This window comes from Speluncibacter jeojiensis (assembly GCF_029589495.1).
Taxonomy (GTDB): Bacteria; Actinomycetota; Actinomycetes; order Mycobacteriales; family Mycobacteriaceae; genus Speluncibacter; species Speluncibacter jeojiensis.
Map to the genome: position 1 here is coordinate 327,189 of NZ_JAAIVF010000005.1, position 17,662 is coordinate 344,850.

Below are 17,662 nucleotides of genomic sequence, written 5' to 3' on the forward strand. Positions count from 1 at the left end.
GTTATGCGCCGTTCACTGTTTGACTCCGATCATGAGGCCTTCCGAGACAGCTTCCGCACGTTCCTGCAGCGTGAGGTGGTCCCGCATGTCGACGAGTGGGACGCGGCCGGGATCGTGTCGCGGGAATTGTTCGCCAAGGCGGGCGCGGGCGGCTTCCTCGGGATGGCGATCCCCGAGGAGTTCGGCGGCGGCGGCGTCGAGGACTTCCGGTTCAACACCGTCATCGGCGAGGAGTTCGCCGCGGCGGGAGCCGGCGCGATCGGCCTCGGACTGACGCTGCACAACGACATCTGCCTGCCCTACTACCTGTCGCTGTGCAACGACGAGCAGAAGCGCCGCTGGTTGCCGGGGATCGCCGCCGGCGAACTCATCACCGCGATCGCGATGACCGAGCCCGGCGTCGGCTCTGACCTGGGCAGCATCGCGACCACCGCGATCCGCGACGGCGACGAGTACGTCCTGAACGGCTCGAAGACGTTCATCACCAACGGCATCAACTCGGATCTGGTGATCGTCGCGGCCAAGACCGACCCCGGCCAGAAGCACAATGGCCTGAGCCTGCTGGTCGTCGAGCGCGGGATGGCCGGCTTCGACCGTGGGCGGAACCTCGACAAGCTGGGACTGCACGCGCAGGACACCGCCGAGTTGTTCTTCGACGACGTGCGGGTGCCGGTGGCGAATCTGCTGGGCGAGGAGGGCAAGGGCTTCTCGTACCTGATGGTGAACCTGCCGCAGGAGCGGCTGTCGATCGCGGTCGCCGGGGTGGCCGCGGCCCGGTCGGCGCTCGAGTGGACCAAGACGTACGTGCGCGAGCGCAAGGCCTTCGGCCAGTCCATCGGTGCGTTCCAGACCACCCGGCACACGCTCGCGGAGATCGCCACCGAGGTGGAGGTGGCCCAGCACTATCTCGACCAGTGCGTGATCGCGCTGAACGCGGGCGAGCTGAGCGCGACCGACGCGTCGATGGCCAAGTACTGGTGCACGGAACTGCAGGGCCGCACCGTCGACCGCTGCCTGCAGCTGTTCGGCGGTTACGGGTTCATGACCGAATACCCGATCGCGCGTGCCTATGCGGACGCCCGCGTCACGCGGATCTACGGCGGAACCACCGAGATAATGAAGGAGATCGTCGCGCGGTCGCTGGACGTGTGAGGCCGGTGCCTGCGGGCCGCAGGCGGAACCCCAGCAGCGGAATCTGTGCGGCATCGACGGCCGCACCGGTGCCGGCGCCCGCCGAGTGGTCGAAGCCAAACCACTCGCGGTGCGCCGCATCGGCGAACTCGGTCGGGTGGAACGGCAGTGCCTGCAGCGGACTGGCCTCACCGTCGTGGAACTGGGGGTGTTCGCCCGCCCAGTACGACCCCTCGAAGACCATGGGCAGGCCGAGGTTCTCGCCGATGTCGCAGGCGCCGGCGCTGAAGGAGCGGCACAGCCTGCCGCGCTGCCAGTGCGCGAACGCGCCCCAGTGTGAATCCTCTTGCAGGACAACCAGGTAGATGTGTTCCGCCGGGTTCGGACCGATCCAGACGGACGGCAACGCGGACGGCAACTGGGTGCCGAGTTCGGGGCTGCAGACCACCGTGAGACCGGGGAAGACACCGACATGGAGGCAGTGGGCGTCGAGGTCCGGACCGGGCGCCAGCGCACCGTCGCTCAGTTGCTCGATCCTCGCGTCCGGATGCAGACGCTGCGCCAGCGCACGGGAGGCGGCGGGATCGGGGCGAGGTCGCGCACGCAGTACCGCGAGCGGATCCTCGACATCGACGTACCAGATCGTCGCCACCGAAGTTCCCACCGCGCCACCTCTCAGCCGGTTCGGTCCCGTGGAGTGTCCGGTCAGCCCCTGCCGTTGCTGCGCACGCCGAGCAGGACGTCCTCCCAGGACGGCATCGCCGGCTTGCCCTTCTTGGTCTTCGACTGCGCCGCTTGAGGACTCGACCCCGCGTGTGAGGTCGGATCGGGCGTAGCCGAGTCGGTTCCGGTCCGGGCGGCCGACAGGGCGAGCTCGGCGGGGGCGACGGACTCCGACGAGACCTCGTCGGAGTCCGTCGACTCCTCGATCGGCTCCATCGGCTCGTCGTCCACGGAGTAGGCGTCGACGTCGACCGTGCGGTCGCCCTCGGCGATCGCCGGCGGGCACGCCTCGGCGACGATCTGCTGACGGTCGGAACCGGTCAGTCGGGACACCGGGGTGAGCGTCCGCAGCGGGCGTGAGAAGTCCGGGTCGATCAGCCCGGTGGCGGCGTCGTCCAGCGCGACGACCGTGCCGCCGTGCCCGTCGCGCTGAAAGCGCCAGTGGGCCTTGTTGTCCGAGTGTCCGGTGCGCCAGATCAGCTGGGCGATCCAGTTGCCGTCCTCGCCCTTCCAGGCGTCCCACTCGGCAGTCGACGGGTCCTGGCCGCGGGCCCCGAACGCGGTGGCGACGACCTCGGCGAGGGTCTGCGCGGCCGGACCGTCGGACCGCACCGGATGTGCCGCCATGGCCAGCTCCGCTGCGCGGGCACGTTCGAGCAGCACCGGATGGGCGAAGCGTTCGACGCGGGCGGTCGAGACCCCGGCCTGCGCGGCGACCTGCTCGACGCTGGCGCCGGAACGGATGCGTGCCTGAATCTCCCTGGGGCGCAGGGTGCTCTCCGCTTCGATCTCGATCTGGCCGAGCCGGCTCAGATCACCCCGCGCGGCCGCTCGCAGGCGGTCGTCCGCTGGTACGGAGAACTTCTCGCCGGTGCCGGGCTCCTGGAAGATCACGTTCTCGCCGTCTGCGTCGAGACCGATCACTCGAAGTTCTCGCACGTGGACCTCCTGTGTGGCAGACGCGGGTGCTACCACACTGTAATGGAATTGCCGCCGCCGTCTGGGAATTGCGGCCAAACGTCACAACTCAGGCGCTGAAACGCATGGCGGCGTCGTCGAGCCTGCCGTGCCGCAGGGACACGAGATCGTGGAAATAGCTCATGCCGAGCTGCCACGGCGCCCTCGAACCGGCGCGGGGGAACTGCGCCACACCGCGCTGGACGTAGCCCGCCTCGAAGTCGAGCAGCGGGCGTGTCTCCAGGGCCGGGTCGTCGTTGACGGCGACGAACACCGACTGGCCGCGCTCGGCCATGCGGGCGTACAGCCGGCAGAAGTACTCGGCGACCAGATCGGCCTTGAGCGTCCAGGATGCGTTGGTGTACCCGATCGTGAAGACGAAGTTCGGCACGTCGCTGAGCATCATGCCCTTGTACGCCAGCGTGTTCGGGAACGACACAGGTGCGCCGTCGACGGACAGTTCGATCCCGCCGCAGACGAGCAGGTTCAGCCCGGTGGCCGTCACGACGATGTCCGCCTCGAGTTCGGCGCCGGACTCGAGTGCGAGCCCGGCTTCGGTGAAGGTGGCGATCCGGTCGGTCGCGATCGAGGCCTTGCCGTGGCGGATGGCGCGGAACAGGTCGCCGTTGGGAACCAGGCACAACCGCTGGTCCCACGGGTTGTAGCGCGGGGTCAGGTGGGTGTCGATGTCGTAACCGGTGGGCAGGCGCCGCTGCTGTGACCGGCGCAGGATGGCCTTGACCAACCGCGGCAGTCGCTGGCTCGCCTGGTAGACGCCGACCGAGACGGCGATGTTCTTCCAGCGGCTGATCGGATAGGCGATCCGGTTGCCCAGTGCCCGGCGCAGTGTGTTGGCGATCGGGTCCTTCGCCGGCAGTGACGCGATGTAGGTGGGGGAGCGCTGCAGCATCGTCACGTGCGCGGCGTCGTCGGCCATCGACGGCACCAGCGTCACCGCGGTGGCGCCGCTGCCGATCACCACGACCTTCTTGCCGGAGTAGTCGAGGTCGGCCGGCCAGTGCTGCGGGTGCACGATCTGCCCGCGGAACCGCTCGGTGCCCGCGAAGTCGGGGGTGTAGCCCTCGTCGTAGCGGTAGTAGCCGGTGCACGTGTACAGGAACCGGCTGGTCAGGGTGACGCTTTGCGTGCCGTGCTCGGCGGTGACCGTCCAGCGGCTCTCGGCCGACGACCATTCGGCGCGCACCACGCGGTGCCCGAAACGGATGTGCCGGTCGATGCCGGTCTCGGCGGCGGTGTCGCGCACGTACTCCAGGATCTTGTGACCGTCGGCGATGGACTTCTCGTCGGTCCACGGGCGGAACCGGTAGCCGAGCGTCTGCATGTCCGAGTCCGAGCGCACGCCCGGGTAACGGAACAGGTCCCAGGTGCCGCCGATCGCCTCGCGGGCCTCGAGGATCGCGAAGCTCGCATCCGGCAGCGAGTCCTGCAGGTGGCGGGCCGCGCCGACGCCGGACAGGCCGGCTCCGACGATGAGGACGTCGACGTCCGCGGTGATGGGGCGCATGGGGCGGCCTTTCCGGTTCGGCGGGGCTACCTCACCATGGTAACTGTGAACTGCGGTATCGCATAGATGCGGTCGGGGCGCCGACACGAACGGCCCCCGGCTGGGCAGCCGGAGGCCGTTCGCGAGCAGGTGCGGACTCAGAGCTGTCCGACGACCCAGTCGATGCAGGCGGTCAGCGCGGTGACGTCCTCGGGGTCGATCGCCGGGAACATGCCGATGCGCAGCTGGTTGCGGCCGAGCTTGCGGTACGGCTCGGTGTCGACGATCCCGTTGGCGCGCAGGATCTTCGCCACCGCGGCGGCGTCGACGTCGTCGTTGAAGTCGATGGTGCCGACGACCTGCGAGCGGTGCGCCGGGTCGGTGACGAACGGGGTGGCGAAGCTCGACGCCTCGGCCCAGTTGTACAGCCGCGAGGAGGAGTCGGCGGTGCGGCCGGTGGTCCAGGCCAGGCCGCCGTTGCGGTTCATCCACTCGATCTGGTCGGCGAACATCAGCAGCGTGGCGAGTGCCGGGGTGTTGTACGTCTGGTCCTTGAGGCTGTTCTCGACCGCGATCGGCAGCGACAGGAAGTCGGGGGTCCAGCGGCCCGACGCCTTTATCTCCTCGACGCGGGCCAGCGCCGCCGGGCTCATCAGCGCGATCCACAGGCCGCCGTCGGCCGCGAAGCACTTCTGCGGCGCGAAGTAGTACACGTCCGCGTCGGCGGCCTCGACCGGCAGACCGCCGGCGCCCGAGGTCGCGTCGATCGCGATCAGCGCATTCTCCGAGCCGGCCGGACGCTGCACCGGCACGGCGACCCCGGTCGAGGTCTCGTTGTGGGCCCAGCCGATCAGGTCGACGGAGGAGTCGGCGACGATCTCGGGTGCGCCGCCCGGCTCCGCGGAGACGACGACCGGGTCGCCGATGAACGGGTTCTTCTTGGCGACCGACGCGAACTTCGACGAGAACTCGCCGTAGGTGAAGTGCTGCGAACGCTCGCGGATCAGGCCGAACGCCGCCGCATCCCAGAACGCGGTGGAGCCGCCGTTGCCGAGCACGACCTCGTAGCCCTCGGGCAGCGCGAACAGGTCACGCAGGCCGGAGCGCACCCGCGCGACGACGTCCTTGACCGGCTTCTGCCGGTGGCTGGTGCCGAACACGGAGGCACCGGTGTCGACGAGGTGCTGCAGCTGTTCGGGACGCACCTTGGACGGACCGCACCCGAATCGTCCGTCGGCTGGCAAGAGGTCGGCGGGGATGATCGGGCTCGTGGTCATCGGTGACAGCGTCCTTACGTCTCGTGCTGAAGGGTTACCACTGGGTATGGTCCGGCTCGAGTTTAGTCGCCGCCGTGGGTGATCTGATCCCAGCCCTCGACGGACTCGGGGCTGCGGGGCTCGGGGCCGACGTACAGCGCGGCCGGCCGGACCAGCTTTCCGAGCCGCTTCTGCTCCATGATGTGCGCGCACCAGCCGGCCGTGCGGCCGCACGTGAACATCGCGGGCATCATGTGCGGCGGCACCTCGGCGAAGTCCAGGATGACCGCCGCCCAGAACTCCACGTTCGTCTCGATGGCGCGGTCGGGGCGGCGCTCGCGCAACTCGGCGAGCGCAGCCTGCTCGAGTGCTGCGGCCACCTCGTAGCGCGGGGCGTCGAGCTCCTTGCAGGTGGCCCGCAGCACGCGGGCGCGCGGATCCTCGGCCCGGTAGACGCGGTGCCCGAAGCCCATCAGCTTCTCCCCGCGGTCGAGAATGCCCGTGACCAGTGCGCGCGGGTCGCCGCTGCGCTCGGTCTCCTCGATCATCGGCAGCACCCGGGCCGGGGCGCCGCCGTGCAGCGGACCGGACATCGCACCGATGGCGCCGGACAGCGACGCGGCCACGTCGGCGCCGGTGGACGCGATGACCCGTGCGGTGAAGGTGGACGCGTTCATGCCGTGCTCCGCCGCCGACACCCAGTAGGCGTCGATCGCGCGGATGTGCCGCGGATCCGGGTCGCCCTTCCAGCGGGTCATGAAACGCGCTGTGATGGTGGGACATTCGTCGATCACCGACTGTGGCACGGCGGGCTGGTAGATGCCGCGGGCGGACTGCGCCACATAGGACAGCGCCATCACCGAGGCGCGGGCGAGGTTGTCGCGTGCGGTCTCGTCGTCGATGTCGAGCAGTGGGCGGTAACCCCAGATGGGTGCGAGCATCGCGAGGCCGGCCTGCACGTCCACGCGTACGTCACCGGTGTGGATCGGCAGCGGGAACGGCTCGGCGGGCGGCAGACCCGGGCCGAAACGCCCGTCGACGAGCAGTGCCCAGACGTTGCCGAAAGTGATGCCCCGCGAGACGAGTTGCTCGATGTCGACGCCGCGGTACCGCAGTGCGCCACCGTCTTTGTCGGGCTCGGCGATCTCGGTGGTGAAGGCCGTCACGCCCTCGAGTCCGTTGACGAAGCCTTCGGGTACTTCCGCGATGGGTGCCATGGTGTCGCATCTCCTCGTCGGCCTGCGGGTCGGCAGGCCCTGGTGTGCGGGGCCGGGCCGGCGTCGCGCCGGCGAACCCGGATGCGGTTCGGGGGCGGGCGGCGTCGTCCGTCGGACCGAGCCTAGACCGTGGTGGTCGGGCGGGGGCGCTTGTGCCGGAGCCGGCTCCGCGCGAGTAGCGTTTTCGCGGTGCAGCCACACGATCCCACGGCCGGTCCGGGACGCCGCGACGACACCGATCCGACGGTGTTCTCGCCGCCCGCCGAGCTCGATCTGGCGGCGATGCGGCAGGCGTACGCCGCGCCGGTGGCGGATGTGCTCGACGAGGCCGCGGTGGGTGGCGGATGGCTCGCGCTGCTGCAGCGCTGGCTCGGCGAGGCCGCCGACTTCGTCGGCCCCGAGGGCGGCCGGGTCGCCGAGCCGAACGCCATGGTTCTGGCCACCGTCGACGAGCACGGCTACCCGCAGTCGCGGGCGGTGTTGTGCAAGGGGGTCGACGAGCGCGGCGCGCGGTTCTTCACCAACTACGACTCCGACAAGGGGCGCGCGCTCGCCGCACTGCCCCGTGCCGCGGTGACCTTCCCCTGGTTCGCGATGCACCGGCAGGTCCATCTGCGCGGCCCGGTCGAGCGGCTCGGTGCCGCCGAGACGCAGGAGTACTGGCGCAGCCGACCCCGCGGCGCGCGGCTGGGCGCGTGGGCGTCGGCCCAGTCGCGGCCGGTCGGCTCGCGCGCCGAACTCGAGGCGAAGCTGGCGGCCGTGGCCGAACGGTTCGCCGGCGTCGACGACATCCCCGTGCCGCCGCAGTGGGGCGGACTGCTGCTGCGCCCGGTGACGGTCGAGTTCTGGCAGGGCCAGGCCGACCGCCTGCACAACCGGATCCGGGTCACCAGGGACGGGGACGAGTGGCGGGTGGCGAGGCTGCAGCCGTGAGCGGGGGAGCGGGAACCGGGTGACGACCTTCCGGCACATGCTTGCCGACACCACGCCGTTGCGGCAGCCGGACTTCCGGCGCCTGTGGACGGCCGGCATCGTCACCGTCATCGGTGCGCAACTGACGGTCGTGGCGGTCCCTGCCCAGGTGTACGACCTGACCGGCAGTTCAGCCTATGTCGGCCTGACCGGGCTGTTCGGGCTGGTGCCGTTGATCGTGTTCGGCCTGTGGGGCGGTGCGCTGGCCGACGCGATGGACCGGCGCACGCTGATGATGATCACCACGGTCGGGCTGTGTCTGACCTCCGCCGGCTTCTGGCTGCAGGCGCTGCTCGGCGCGCGCAACGTGTGGCTGGTGCTGTGCCTGTTCGCGTTGCAGCAGGCGTTCTTCGCGGTCAACTCACCCACCCGCAGCGCGATCTTCCCGCGGCTGCTGCCCGGAGACCAACTGCCCGCGGCGAATTCGCTGCACATGACCGTCATGCAGTTCGGCGCGATCGTCGGCCCGCTGCTCGGCGGGGTGTTCCTGGCCGCGTTCGGGCTCTCGGTGCTGTATCTGATCGACCCGGTCAGTCTGCTGGCCACACTGTGGGCGGCGGTCCGGCTGCCCGCGCTGGCGCCGACCGGACCCGTGCGCCGAGCCGGACTGCGTTCGGTGCTGGACGGATTCGCCTACACGGCACGGCACAAGGTGCTGCTGGCGTCGTTCCTCGTGGACATCATCGCGATGGTGTTCGGCATGCCGCGGGCGCTGTTCCCGCAGATGGCCCACGAACAGTTCGGCGGTCCGGTCGAGGGTGGCACGGTGATGGGCCTGCTGTTCGCGGCCATGTCGGTCGGTGCGGTGTTCGGCGGCGTCTTCTCCGGGTGGTTGCCGCGGGTGAGCCGCCAGGGTCTTGCCGTCGTGGTGGCGATCGTCGTCTGGGGGCTGACGATGGTGGGCTTCGGGCTGGCCGCGGCCGGCGGCACCGGGTGGCTGTGGATCGCGCTGGCATTCCTGGCGGCGGGCGGGGCGGCGGACATGGTGTCGGCGGCGTTCCGCTCGACGATGCTGCAGCAGGCCGCCGGTGACGAGGTCCGCGGACGACTGCAGGGCGTGTTCACGGTGGTGGTCGCCGGGGGCCCGCGCATCGGCGACGTGGCGCACGGCTACGCGGCCGGGATCGTCGGCACGTCGGCCGCCGCGGCGGGCGGTGGAGTGCTGGTGGTGATCGGCGTGGTGATCGCCGCGCTGGCGCTGCCGGCGTTCGTGCGATACCGCGTCGGGCGCAGTGAACCCGAGCACATCGGATGAGAATCGGGCGCTCATCGGTGCAGGTCACCCGGCGTCTCATTTGCGGAGGTAACGATTCGTTGTCCCGCCCGGAGGGGACCTGGCTAGGCAGGGGATCGGGCAACGGACTAGATTTCTGAAGTGGCCGGTACCGCCAAACAGGGGATATCTGGCCTGATGACTTTCACGTTACGCGTGACCGACTTGAGAGGGATGTTCCGTGCCCGCTGAGAATGACCAAAACGCCGTACTCAGCTACCCGGGTGGTGAGCACACCATGTCGGTCACCCGGGCCACCGAGGGCAACGACGGAATCGCGCTCGGCAAGCTCCTGGCCGACACCGGCTATGTGACGCTCGATTCCGGCTTTGTCAACACGGCTTCGTGCAGTTCCGCGATCACCTACATCGACGGCGACCAGGGCATCCTGCGTTACCGCGGGTACCCGATCGACCAGCTGGCAGGGAAGTCCACCTTCCTCGAGGTCAGCTACCTGCTCATCTACGGGGAGCTGCCCACGCAGGCGCAGCTCGACGACTTCACCACCCGCATCCAGCGGCACACGCTGCTGCACGAGGACCTCAAGCGGTTCTTCGACGGGTTCCCCCGCAACGCGCACCCGATGCCGGTGGTCTCCAGTGCGGTCAACGCGCTGTCGGCGTACTACCAGGACTCGCTCGACCCGAGCGACCCCGAGCAGGTCGAGCTCGCGACCATCCGGCTGCTGGCCAAGCTGCCCACGATCGCGGCCTATGCGTACAAGAAGTCCGTCGGGCAGCCGTTCCTGTACCCGGACAACTCGCTGAGCCTGGTCGAGAACTTCCTGCGGATGACCTTCGGCTTCCCCGCGGAGCCCTACGAGGTCGACCCCGAGGTCGCCAAGGCCCTCGACATGCTGCTGATCCTGCACGCCGACCACGAGCAGAACTGCTCCACGTCGACGGTGCGCCTGGTCGGCTCGTCCAACGCGAACCTGTTCACGTCGATCTCCGGCGGCATCAATGCGCTGTGGGGCCCGCTGCACGGCGGCGCCAACCAGGCGGTGCTCGAGATGCTCGACGAGATCAAGGCCCAGGGTGGCGACACCAAGGACTTCATGAAGCGGGTCAAGAACAAGGAAGCCGGCGTCAAGCTGATGGGCTTCGGGCACCGCGTCTACAAGAACTACGACCCGCGTGCCGCGATCGTCAAGAAGACCGCCGACCAGGTGCTCGCGAAGCTCGGCGCCAACGACGAACTGCTCGACATCGCCAAGGGCCTCGAAGAGGTCGCGCTGAGCGACGACTACTTCATCGAGCGCAAGCTGTACCCGAACGTCGACTTCTACACCGGCCTGATCTACCGCGCGATGGGCTTCCCGACGCGCATGTTCACGGTCCTGTTCGCGCTCGGCCGGCTGCCCGGCTGGATCGCGCACTGGCGTGAGATGCACGAGGACCCGGCCACCAAGATCGGCCGTCCGCGTCAGATCTACACCGGCTACACCGAGCGGAACTTCGTCGACCTGTCGGCCCGCTGATCCACTCCTGACGACTGTGCCCTGGGAATCCTCCCGGGGCACAGTCGTTTTCGTTGCGGTCGACGGCCGCTCACCAGCGCCGGTTCGCCAACACCGGCAGGGTGCGCCGCACGGCGTCCACCCGGGTCGGGTCGACGTCGACGGTGAGCATCCCCGGTGCGGCGTCGAGACCGCCGACAACGGTGCCGTCCGGCGCGGCGACCAGGCTGTGGCCGATGCCGGTGGGGTCCCGGTTCTCGGGGGAGCGCCCGCTCGGTGCCGGCTGCCCGCAGGCCGCGACGTAGCTGGTCGAGTCGAGCGCGCGGGCCCGGGCCAGCAGCTCCCACTGCTCGACCTTGCCAGGCCCCGCCGCCCACGAGGCGGACACCGCGATCAGCGCGGCGCCGCGGTCGGCCAGCGCCTGGAACAGCCCGGCAAAGCGGATGTCGTAACAGGTGGCCAGCCCGACCCGCACCCCGTCGACGTCGAAGACGACCGGGTCGGCGCCGGCCGCGACTGTCCGGGACTCGGTGAACCCGAAAGCGTCGTACAGATGGATCTTGTCGTAATGGGTGTCGACGCCGGGCCCGGTGACCAGCAGCGTGTTGTGCACCCGGCCGTCGGGCGCGGGGGTGAACATGCCGACGACGACGGTCAGCGCACGCTCCCGCGCGATCGCGCGGACCCGGTCGGCCCACGGCCCGTCGACCGGTTCGGCGATCTCGCGCAGCGGCAGTCCGAAGCGCCGCATGGTCGCCTCCGGGAGCACCAGCAGCCGCGAGCCCGCCTGCGCGGCGGCGTCGGCGGCCTGCTCGACGACGTGCAGGTTCTCGGCGGGGTCGGCGTCGGAGGCGAACTGGGCGAGGCTGATGCGCATCGGGTGGTCCTCCGGTCGGCCGGGGCCCGCCCGAGGTGCGGGCCGGGCCGCGAACAACTGTTCGCTAGGGTGAGGATTCCGCAAACCCGGCCGGAAGGAAAGCCATGAGCAAGCCAGAAGTCGAGTTCCAGGAGGGACCTGCTCCCACCGAGTTGGTCATCAAGGACCTGGTCGTCGGCGACGGCGCCGAGGCCGTGCCCGGTGGCGTGGTCGACGTGCACTACGTGGGTGTCGAGTTCGAGTCGGGCGAGGAGTTCGATTCCTCGTGGAGCCGCGGCGAGTCGATCCAGTTCCCGCTGCGCGGGCTGATCCAGGGCTGGCAGGACGGCATCCCGGGGATGAAGGTCGGCGGCCGCCGCCAGCTGACGATCCCGCCGGAGCTCGCCTACGGCCCGGCCGGCGCCGGGCACCAGCTGTCGGGCAAGACGCTGGTGTTCGTCATCGACCTGTTGGGCGCGCAGTAGCCGCCTGCATCTGAGGATCCGCACACCGTCCGGTCGTGCGCGCGTGCTGTCGCGTGCGCGCACGACCGGACGGTGTGCTTTTTGCCGAGGCGGCTCAGCGCGGCTCCTCGCGCGGGAGCGGCCGGATCACGCGGCAGGGGTTGCCCGCCGCGAACACGTGGTCGGGCAGGCTGCGGGTGACCACACTGCCGGCGCCCACGACCGTGTTGTGTCCGATGGTCACGCCCGGGCACACGATCACCCCGGCGCCCAGCCACACGTTGTCGCCGATGTCCACCGGCTCGGCGGACTCCCAGCGCTGCCGGCGCGCGCGATGGTCGTCCATCGGGTGCAGCGCGGTCAGCAGTTGTGCTCGCGGACCGATCGACACGTCGTCGCCGACGGTGATCGCCGCGCAGTCGAGCAGGATGGCGTCGTAGTTGAGAAAGGTGTTGCTGCCCAGCCGGATCTGCGTGCCGTAGTCACACTGGAACCGCGGCATGACCCACGAGCCGGGGCCGACGGCGCCCAGTAGCTGTTCGAGGAGCGCGAACCGCTCGGCGTCCTCGTCGGCGGTGGTGGCGTTGTAGCGGTCGAGCAGGCGTCCGCATCGCCTGCGCGCGGCGACGAGATCCGGGTCGTCGTCCCGATAGAGTTCGCCGCCCATCATGCGTTCTCGGTGTCCGGCCATGTTCGCGACCCTACGGCGCATCACCCGCAGCGGGTGGTGTCCCGGGACAAGCTGTCGTGCAGGGTTCGGGGGACGGAATCGAGCAGAGGGGGACGCCGCGATGGTCGACGAGGGTCGCAGCACGGCATTGGACGAGGACGAGCGCGCCGAACTCGAGCGGCTGCGGGCGCAGGCGGCGACGCCGCGGTCGCGTGCCCGGGGCCTGCGCTGGACCGCGTGCGGGGTGCTGCTGGTGATATTCGGGATGCTGGTGCTGGGGTCGGTCGCCGCGCGGTTCGTGCGCAGCCAGGTGCTCGACACCGACCGGTACGTCGCCACCGTGACCCCGCTGGCCTCCGACCCGGCGGTGCAGGCGGAGCTGGCCGACAAGATCACCTCGACGGTCCTCGACCACGTCGACGTCCGGGCGATGACCGCGGATGCGGTGGGGGCGCTGACCGAGAACGCGCCGGGACTGGCAAACCGCCCGCTCGCCTCCGCGGCGCTGTCGAGCCTGCCGGCGATGGCCGCCTCGGGCGCGCAGTCGCTGATCCACCAGACCGTGACCACACTGGTCACCAGCTCCGAGTTCGAGCAGATGTGGGTGGAGGCCAATCGGGCGGCCCACAAGAACCTGGTCGCGGTGGTGACGGGCGACCAGGGCGCGGCCCTGCAGGTCGACAAGAAGGGCACGGTCAGCGTCAACCTGAAGGCGATCCTCTCGACGGTCAAGGAGCGGCTCGATCAGCGAGGCCTCACCTTCGTAGACCGGCTCCCCGAGGTGAACGCCCAGTTCGTGATCTTCCAGTCGGCGGATGTGATCAAGGCGCAACACGGGGTGCGCCTCCTCGACCGGCTGGCCGACTGGTTGCCGTGGATCGCGCTGGCGGTCGCCGCCGGTGCGGTGTGGGTCGCGCCCGGCGGACGCCGGTTGCGCGCACTCGCACTCGTCGGGGTCAGCGGTACCCTCGCGATGCTGCTGCTGGCGATCGGGCTCGCACTCGGCCGCGCCGTCTACCTGCACGACGTGCCACCGACCGTGCTGTCCCCGGATGCCGCCAGGGCGATCATCGATGCCGTGCTGGCGCCGCTGCGCACCCTGCTGCGGGCGGTCCTGGCGGTCGCGCTGGTGATCGCGATCGTCGGGTACCTCGCGGGCCCGTCGCGGTCGGCGCGCGCCGTGCGGTCCGGGTTCGGTCGAGCCGTCGACCGGGTGCGTCGCCCCGGCCCGGACCACACGCCGAACGCCGTCGAGTCGTTCGTCGGCGCCTACCTCACGCCGCTGCGCCTGGTGGTGGTCGGCGCGGCGGTACTGACCATCGCGTTCTGGCGCTACCCGACCGGCATGGTCGTGGTGTGGACGGTGATCGTCGCAGTTCTGCTGCTGCTCGCGCTGGAACTGGTCGGGCGCCCGGCGCGGACGGTGCCGGCTCGGGACACCCCGGCGACGTGACCGGCAAACGTCAGGTCGTGCCGCGGGTCAGGCCTTGACGCGCAGGGCCTTTCCGACCCAGCCCTCGTCGAGCAACAGCGCCTTGGTGATCACGCCGACGCCGATGACGACGATCCACATCACGAACGCCCAGCTGATCAGTGTGAAGACGAGACCGAGCGCGCCGAACTTGTCCTGGGCGCTCGCCGCCGAGTGCGTGAGGAACGGGCGGGCGCCGATCCGAGTCGCCGCCACCGCGACGGCGGTGAGGAAGCCGGTGGCCCACAGGGGGCGACCGGAGATCCGGCCCTCGGTGAGCAGGTAGGGGAGCAGGGTCCACAGCGCCAGCCAGACCAGGAACTCGGCGAGCCACTCGAGCGGTGGTCCCAGCACGGAGATCGCGGCGAGCCGGGTGGCGGCCCCGGCACCGGCCACCGCGGACGCCGCGGCGAGGACGGCGACCAACCAGCGCCAGGCGCCGCGGATCCCAGCGGGTTCGACATCCCAGATCCGGGCATAAACCCGGCCGAGCGCGCGGGCGAAGGACGTGCCGCTGATGATCAGCATCAGAATGCCGATGACACCGAACGTGGTGTAGGTGGGGGCGGTGTAGTCGACACCCTCGAAGTGCTTGAGGACACTCGGGCTCACCCCGAACTGCTGCGTGAGCGTGTCGCGGATGGGAGTGGCCTGCCGGATCGACGCCACCGCGATGACGACGGGCAGGACCGAGCTGAACGACTGCGCGGCCAGGGTCATGGCACGGTCGGTCAGCTCGATCGCGAGGAACCCGTCGAGGATGCGCTGCGCGGTCCGGCCGACCGGGTTGTTGAGCAGCCAGCCCTCGGCGTTCTGCCGGTGCGCGGCGATCTTCTCCTGGTTGACGAGTTCGGCGAGCTTCGTCGATTTCACCTGAACTCCCCTCGGTCACGACACTGATACCGACACCTTCGGCGAACGGCGTGCCTGCCGCCTCACACGCAAGGGGTGAACGTGTGCAGCAGTTCACCCGTTCCGGGCGAGGCGCGCGCGCCGTCGGCGCGCGACGATCGTTCCGGACCCGGGAGGCGCGCGGGCGTGAGAAACTCCGCGTGCGAACGCCCGGCGAAACCACTCGCCCCAACCGTCCAAGGGAGTCGTCTGATGCCGAACCGGTTGCTGTACGGAACTGTCGCGATCGCCATCGGGGCGTGCGCCCTGGCCGGGTGCTCGTCGAGCAACGAGTCGAACAGCTCGGCCACCACCGCGGCCACCCCCACCGCGACCGCCGAGGGAGGGGCCGGCGCGGGCGCCCTGAGCAGTGCCAAGGAGACGGCGTCGTCGGTGGTCAGCTCCGCGCTGAACACTGCTCAGCAGGCCGTGCAGGACGGGATCAACAAAGCGCTCGGTGTCGCACCCATTGCGTTCACCGAGGGCAGTTCGGACCTCAGCACGCTCGACACCGTGACGCTCAAGGCGGTGGCGGCCGTACTGAAGACGAACGACAGCAAGATCACCGTCGAGGCCTATGCCAACGACTCGAACGCGGTGGCGGCGAAGTCGCTGGCCACGCAGAGGGCGGACAACGTGGCCGCCGAGCTCGAGAAGAACGGCATCGACAACTCACGGATCACGACGGCCGGTACCGCCAACCCCGGGGGCGACGTGGACGTCAGCCACGCGAAGATCACCGTTGCGGGGTCGTAACCCGGCGCTCGTCCGCGCCGTCGCCACGCTCGATGGTGGCGACGGCGCAGGCGGCTACTCGGCCGAGCGAATGACCTGTTCGAGTGTTTCGAGCACCGCCACGTCCTCGATGGTCGAGGGGACCGTGTACTGCTCGTGATCGGCGATCTGCCGCATGGTCTTTCGCAGGATCTTGCCGGAGCGAGTCTTCGGCAGCGCCGGCACGACCGTCACGTCGCGGAAGGTCGCGACCGCGCCGATCTGGTCCCGGACCATCGCCACCAACTCGTCGCGCAGGGTGTCGTCGGCGATGTCCACGCCGGCCTTGAGCACGACGTAGCCGCTGGGGCGCTGGCCTTTGAGTGAATCGCGGATGCCGATCACCGCGCACTCGGCGACCGCGGGATGCGAGGCCACGACCGCCTCCATGCTGCCGGTGGAAAGCCGGTGTCCCGCAACGTTGATGACGTCGTCACTGCGGCCGAGGACGAAGACGTAGCCGCCCTCGTCGATGTAGCCGGAGTCTCCGGTCGCGTAGTTGCCGGGGTACGCGGACAGGTAGGAGCCGACGTACCGCTCGTCGTCGTGCCACAGCCCGGTCAGCGTCCCGGGCGGCAGCGGCAGCCCGATGACGATGTTGCCCTCGGTGTTCGGCGGCACTTCGGCGCCGTGTTCGTCGACGATGCGGACCCGGTAGCCGGGCACGGCGACGGTCGGGGAGCCTGCTTTGACCGGCATCGGCTCGAGCCCGGTGAGGTTCGCGCAGATCGCCCAGCCGGTCTCGGTCTGCCACCAGTGGTCGATCACCGGCACCTCCAAGGTGTGGCGGGCCCACTTGTAGGTGTCCGGGTCGAGGCGCTCGCCCGCGGCGAACAGTGTCTCGAGCGTCGACACGTCGTACTTCTCGAGTTCGGCGGACTCTGGATCGGCCTTGCGCACGGCCCGCAGCGCGGTGGGTGCGGTGAACAGCGCGCGCACGCCGTGCTCCTGGATGACCCGCCAGAATGCGCCGGCGTCCGGGGTCCCGACCGGCTTGCCCTCGTACATCACCGTCGTCGCGCCGACCAGCAGCGGCCCGTAGACGATGTACGAGTGCCCGACCACCCAGCCGACGTCGGAGGCGGTCCACATGATGTCGCCCGCGCCGATGTCGTACACATTGCGCATCGACCAGGTCATCGCGACCGCGTGACCGCCGTTGTCGCGGACCACGCCCTTGGGCTTGCCGGTGGTCCCCGAGGTGTACAGGATGTACAGCGGATCGGTGGCCGCGACGGTCACCGGTTCGGCGGGCTGCGCCTGCGCGACCACGGTGTCCCAGTCGAGCCAGCCGGGGCGCTCCGCCGCCGACCCGGGGACCTGCTCGCGGTCCTTGACGATGACGGTCGCGGGCGGGTCGGCAACCAGCTCCAGCGCCCGGTTGACCATCGGCAGGTACTCGACGACGCGGCCCGGTTCGAGCCCGCCCGAGGCGGTGACGACCGCGCGGGGCTGCGCGTCCTCGATCCGCGCGGCGAGTTCCTTGGCGGCGAATCCGCCGAACACGACCGAGTGCACCGCGCCGATGCGTGCGCAGGCGAGCATCGCGATCGCCGCCTCCGGGATCATCGGCATGTAGATGATCACGCGGTCGCCCGCGGTCACGCCCCGCTCGGCGAGTGCACCGGCGAAGCGGGAAACCTGGTCGAGCAGTTCGGCATACGTGTACCGGCGCACGGTCGGGACCATCGCCGAGTCGTAGATCAGCGCGGTCTGGTCGCCGCGGCCGGCGGCCACGTGCCGGTCGAGCGCGTTGACGCAGGTGTTGAGCGAACCGTCCGGGTACCACCGGTACATCGGCGCGGCCGAGTCGTCGAGCGCACGCGTCGGGAACTGCGCCCAGTCGACGGCGCGGGCCGCGTCCAGCCAGAACTTCTCCGGCTCGTCGATGCTCTGACGGAACGCCTCGGCGTAGGCGCCGCTGCGGGGCTCGACTGCACTCATCGGCTCATGTCCTCTCGTTGCCTGTGATCTGCACTACACCCTAAGGGGCTGCGTCGAAATTCGGACACTGTGGGATTGCGCCCGGATACCGGGCGGAATC

Annotated in this window: 16 protein-coding genes; 7 read left to right on the plus strand and 9 right to left on the minus strand. The window is 70.0% G+C overall.

Going from position 1 to position 17,662, the window contains the following annotated elements; all coding sequences use genetic code 11:
- Positions 1-3 precede the first annotated feature (3 nt).
- Positions 4-1,152 carry an acyl-CoA dehydrogenase family protein gene (locus G4X40_RS16710; protein WP_277834070.1) on the plus strand — a complete coding sequence of 383 codons (1,149 nt, stop codon included), beginning with the start codon at positions 4-6 and terminating at the stop codon, positions 1,150-1,152.
- On the opposite strand, the gene G4X40_RS16715 is transcribed toward G4X40_RS16710, so the two are convergent.
- From G4X40_RS16715 to G4X40_RS16735, 5 genes are all read right to left on the minus strand, one after another.
- Positions 1,085-1,795, minus strand: coding sequence for a DUF6928 family protein (locus tag G4X40_RS16715; RefSeq protein WP_277834071.1), 711 nt, complete (start codon positions 1,793-1,795; stop codon positions 1,085-1,087). The genes G4X40_RS16710 and G4X40_RS16715 overlap by 68 nt on opposite strands.
- Before the next feature lie 41 nt (positions 1,796-1,836).
- A complete protein-coding gene (gene sepH, locus G4X40_RS16720) occupies positions 1,837-2,793 on the minus strand; it encodes a septation protein SepH (protein WP_277834072.1) in 957 nt (318 codons plus the stop codon).
- A gap of 88 nt (positions 2,794-2,881) precedes the next feature.
- Positions 2,882-4,336 (minus strand): flavin-containing monooxygenase, encoded by a 1,455-nt coding sequence (locus G4X40_RS16725; protein WP_277834073.1) that lies wholly within the window; start codon positions 4,334-4,336, stop codon positions 2,882-2,884.
- Positions 4,337-4,473: 137 nt separating this feature from the next.
- Complete coding sequence (gene serC / locus G4X40_RS16730; protein ID WP_277834074.1) at positions 4,474-5,592, minus strand: phosphoserine transaminase; 1,119 nt, start codon at positions 5,590-5,592, stop codon at positions 4,474-4,476.
- Between the two features lie 62 nt (positions 5,593-5,654).
- Positions 5,655-6,788 (minus strand): citrate synthase 2, encoded by a 1,134-nt coding sequence (locus G4X40_RS16735; RefSeq protein ID WP_277834075.1) that lies wholly within the window; start codon positions 6,786-6,788, stop codon positions 5,655-5,657.
- Between the two features lie 282 nt (positions 6,789-7,070).
- Between G4X40_RS16735 and pdxH the strand changes: the two genes are divergently transcribed.
- From pdxH to G4X40_RS16750, 3 genes are all read left to right on the plus strand, one after another.
- Entirely contained in the window at positions 7,071-7,721 is a 651-nt protein-coding gene (pdxH, locus tag G4X40_RS16740; RefSeq protein WP_277834188.1) for a pyridoxamine 5'-phosphate oxidase, read from the plus strand.
- 37 nt (positions 7,722-7,758) lie between these two features.
- On the plus strand, positions 7,759-9,015 hold the full coding sequence (locus tag G4X40_RS16745) for an MFS transporter (protein WP_277834190.1): 1,257 nt from the start codon (positions 7,759-7,761) through the stop codon (positions 9,013-9,015).
- Positions 9,016-9,214: 199 nt separating this feature from the next.
- On the plus strand, positions 9,215-10,513 hold the full coding sequence (locus G4X40_RS16750; protein ID WP_277834077.1) for a citrate synthase: 1,299 nt from the start codon (positions 9,215-9,217) through the stop codon (positions 10,511-10,513).
- Between the two features lie 70 nt (positions 10,514-10,583).
- On the opposite strand, the gene G4X40_RS16755 is transcribed toward G4X40_RS16750, so the two are convergent.
- On the minus strand, positions 10,584-11,369 hold the full coding sequence (locus tag G4X40_RS16755) for a carbon-nitrogen hydrolase family protein (RefSeq protein ID WP_277834079.1): 786 nt from the start codon (positions 11,367-11,369) through the stop codon (positions 10,584-10,586).
- Between the two features lie 104 nt (positions 11,370-11,473).
- Between G4X40_RS16755 and G4X40_RS16760 the strand changes: the two genes are divergently transcribed.
- Positions 11,474-11,833: an FKBP-type peptidyl-prolyl cis-trans isomerase gene (locus G4X40_RS16760; RefSeq protein ID WP_277834080.1), complete on the plus strand. Its 360-nt coding sequence runs from the start codon at positions 11,474-11,476 to the stop codon at positions 11,831-11,833.
- Between the two features lie 94 nt (positions 11,834-11,927).
- Here the strand turns inward: G4X40_RS16760 and G4X40_RS16765 are convergent, their stop codons facing one another.
- The gene (locus G4X40_RS16765; RefSeq protein WP_277834082.1) at positions 11,928-12,503 is read right to left on the minus strand and encodes a sugar O-acetyltransferase; all 576 of its coding nucleotides are present in this window, start codon (positions 12,501-12,503) and stop codon (positions 11,928-11,930) included.
- A 100-nt stretch (positions 12,504-12,603) separates the two neighbouring features.
- Here G4X40_RS16765 and G4X40_RS16770 point away from each other — a divergent pair, with 100 nt between their 5' ends.
- Positions 12,604-13,935 carry a hypothetical protein gene (locus tag G4X40_RS16770; protein ID WP_277834083.1) on the plus strand — a complete coding sequence of 444 codons (1,332 nt, stop codon included), beginning with the start codon at positions 12,604-12,606 and terminating at the stop codon, positions 13,933-13,935.
- A gap of 27 nt (positions 13,936-13,962) precedes the next feature.
- On the opposite strand, the gene G4X40_RS16775 is transcribed toward G4X40_RS16770, so the two are convergent.
- A complete protein-coding gene (locus tag G4X40_RS16775; RefSeq protein WP_277834084.1) occupies positions 13,963-14,826 on the minus strand; it encodes a YhjD/YihY/BrkB family envelope integrity protein in 864 nt (287 codons plus the stop codon).
- Between the two features lie 231 nt (positions 14,827-15,057).
- Between G4X40_RS16775 and G4X40_RS16780 the strand changes: the two genes are divergently transcribed.
- Positions 15,058-15,600, plus strand: a complete 543-nt coding sequence (locus G4X40_RS16780; protein ID WP_277834085.1) for an OmpA family protein — start codon at positions 15,058-15,060, stop codon at positions 15,598-15,600.
- A 54-nt stretch (positions 15,601-15,654) separates the two neighbouring features.
- On the opposite strand, the gene G4X40_RS16785 is transcribed toward G4X40_RS16780, so the two are convergent.
- Positions 15,655-17,562, minus strand: coding sequence for a propionyl-CoA synthetase (locus tag G4X40_RS16785; RefSeq protein ID WP_277834087.1), 1,908 nt, complete (start codon positions 17,560-17,562; stop codon positions 15,655-15,657).
- Positions 17,563-17,662 lie beyond the last annotated feature (100 nt).

Bases quoted from the DNA above. Each gene is read 5' to 3' on its own strand.
- G4X40_RS16710 (WP_277834070.1), top strand. From the start codon at position 4: ATGCGCCGTTCACTGTTTGACTCCGATCATGAGGCCTTCCGAGACAGC.
- G4X40_RS16725 (WP_277834073.1), bottom strand. From the start codon at position 4,336: ATGCGCCCCATCACCGCGGACGTCGACGTCCTCATCGTCGGAGCCGGC.
- serC (WP_277834074.1), bottom strand. From the start codon at position 5,592: ATGACCACGAGCCCGATCATCCCCGCCGACCTCTTGCCAGCCGACGGA.
- G4X40_RS16735 (WP_277834075.1), bottom strand. From the start codon at position 6,788: ATGGCACCCATCGCGGAAGTACCCGAAGGCTTCGTCAACGGACTCGAG.
- pdxH (WP_277834188.1), top strand. From the start codon at position 7,071: ATGCGGCAGGCGTACGCCGCGCCGGTGGCGGATGTGCTCGACGAGGCC.
- G4X40_RS16745 (WP_277834190.1), top strand. From the start codon at position 7,759: ATGCTTGCCGACACCACGCCGTTGCGGCAGCCGGACTTCCGGCGCCTG.
- G4X40_RS16755 (WP_277834079.1), bottom strand. From the start codon at position 11,369: ATGCGCATCAGCCTCGCCCAGTTCGCCTCCGACGCCGACCCCGCCGAG.
- G4X40_RS16760 (WP_277834080.1), top strand. From the start codon at position 11,474: ATGAGCAAGCCAGAAGTCGAGTTCCAGGAGGGACCTGCTCCCACCGAG.
- G4X40_RS16765 (WP_277834082.1), bottom strand. From the start codon at position 12,503: ATGGCCGGACACCGAGAACGCATGATGGGCGGCGAACTCTATCGGGAC.
- G4X40_RS16770 (WP_277834083.1), top strand. From the start codon at position 12,604: ATGGTCGACGAGGGTCGCAGCACGGCATTGGACGAGGACGAGCGCGCC.
- G4X40_RS16780 (WP_277834085.1), top strand. From the start codon at position 15,058: ATGCCGAACCGGTTGCTGTACGGAACTGTCGCGATCGCCATCGGGGCG.
- G4X40_RS16785 (WP_277834087.1), bottom strand. From the start codon at position 17,562: ATGAGTGCAGTCGAGCCCCGCAGCGGCGCCTACGCCGAGGCGTTCCGT.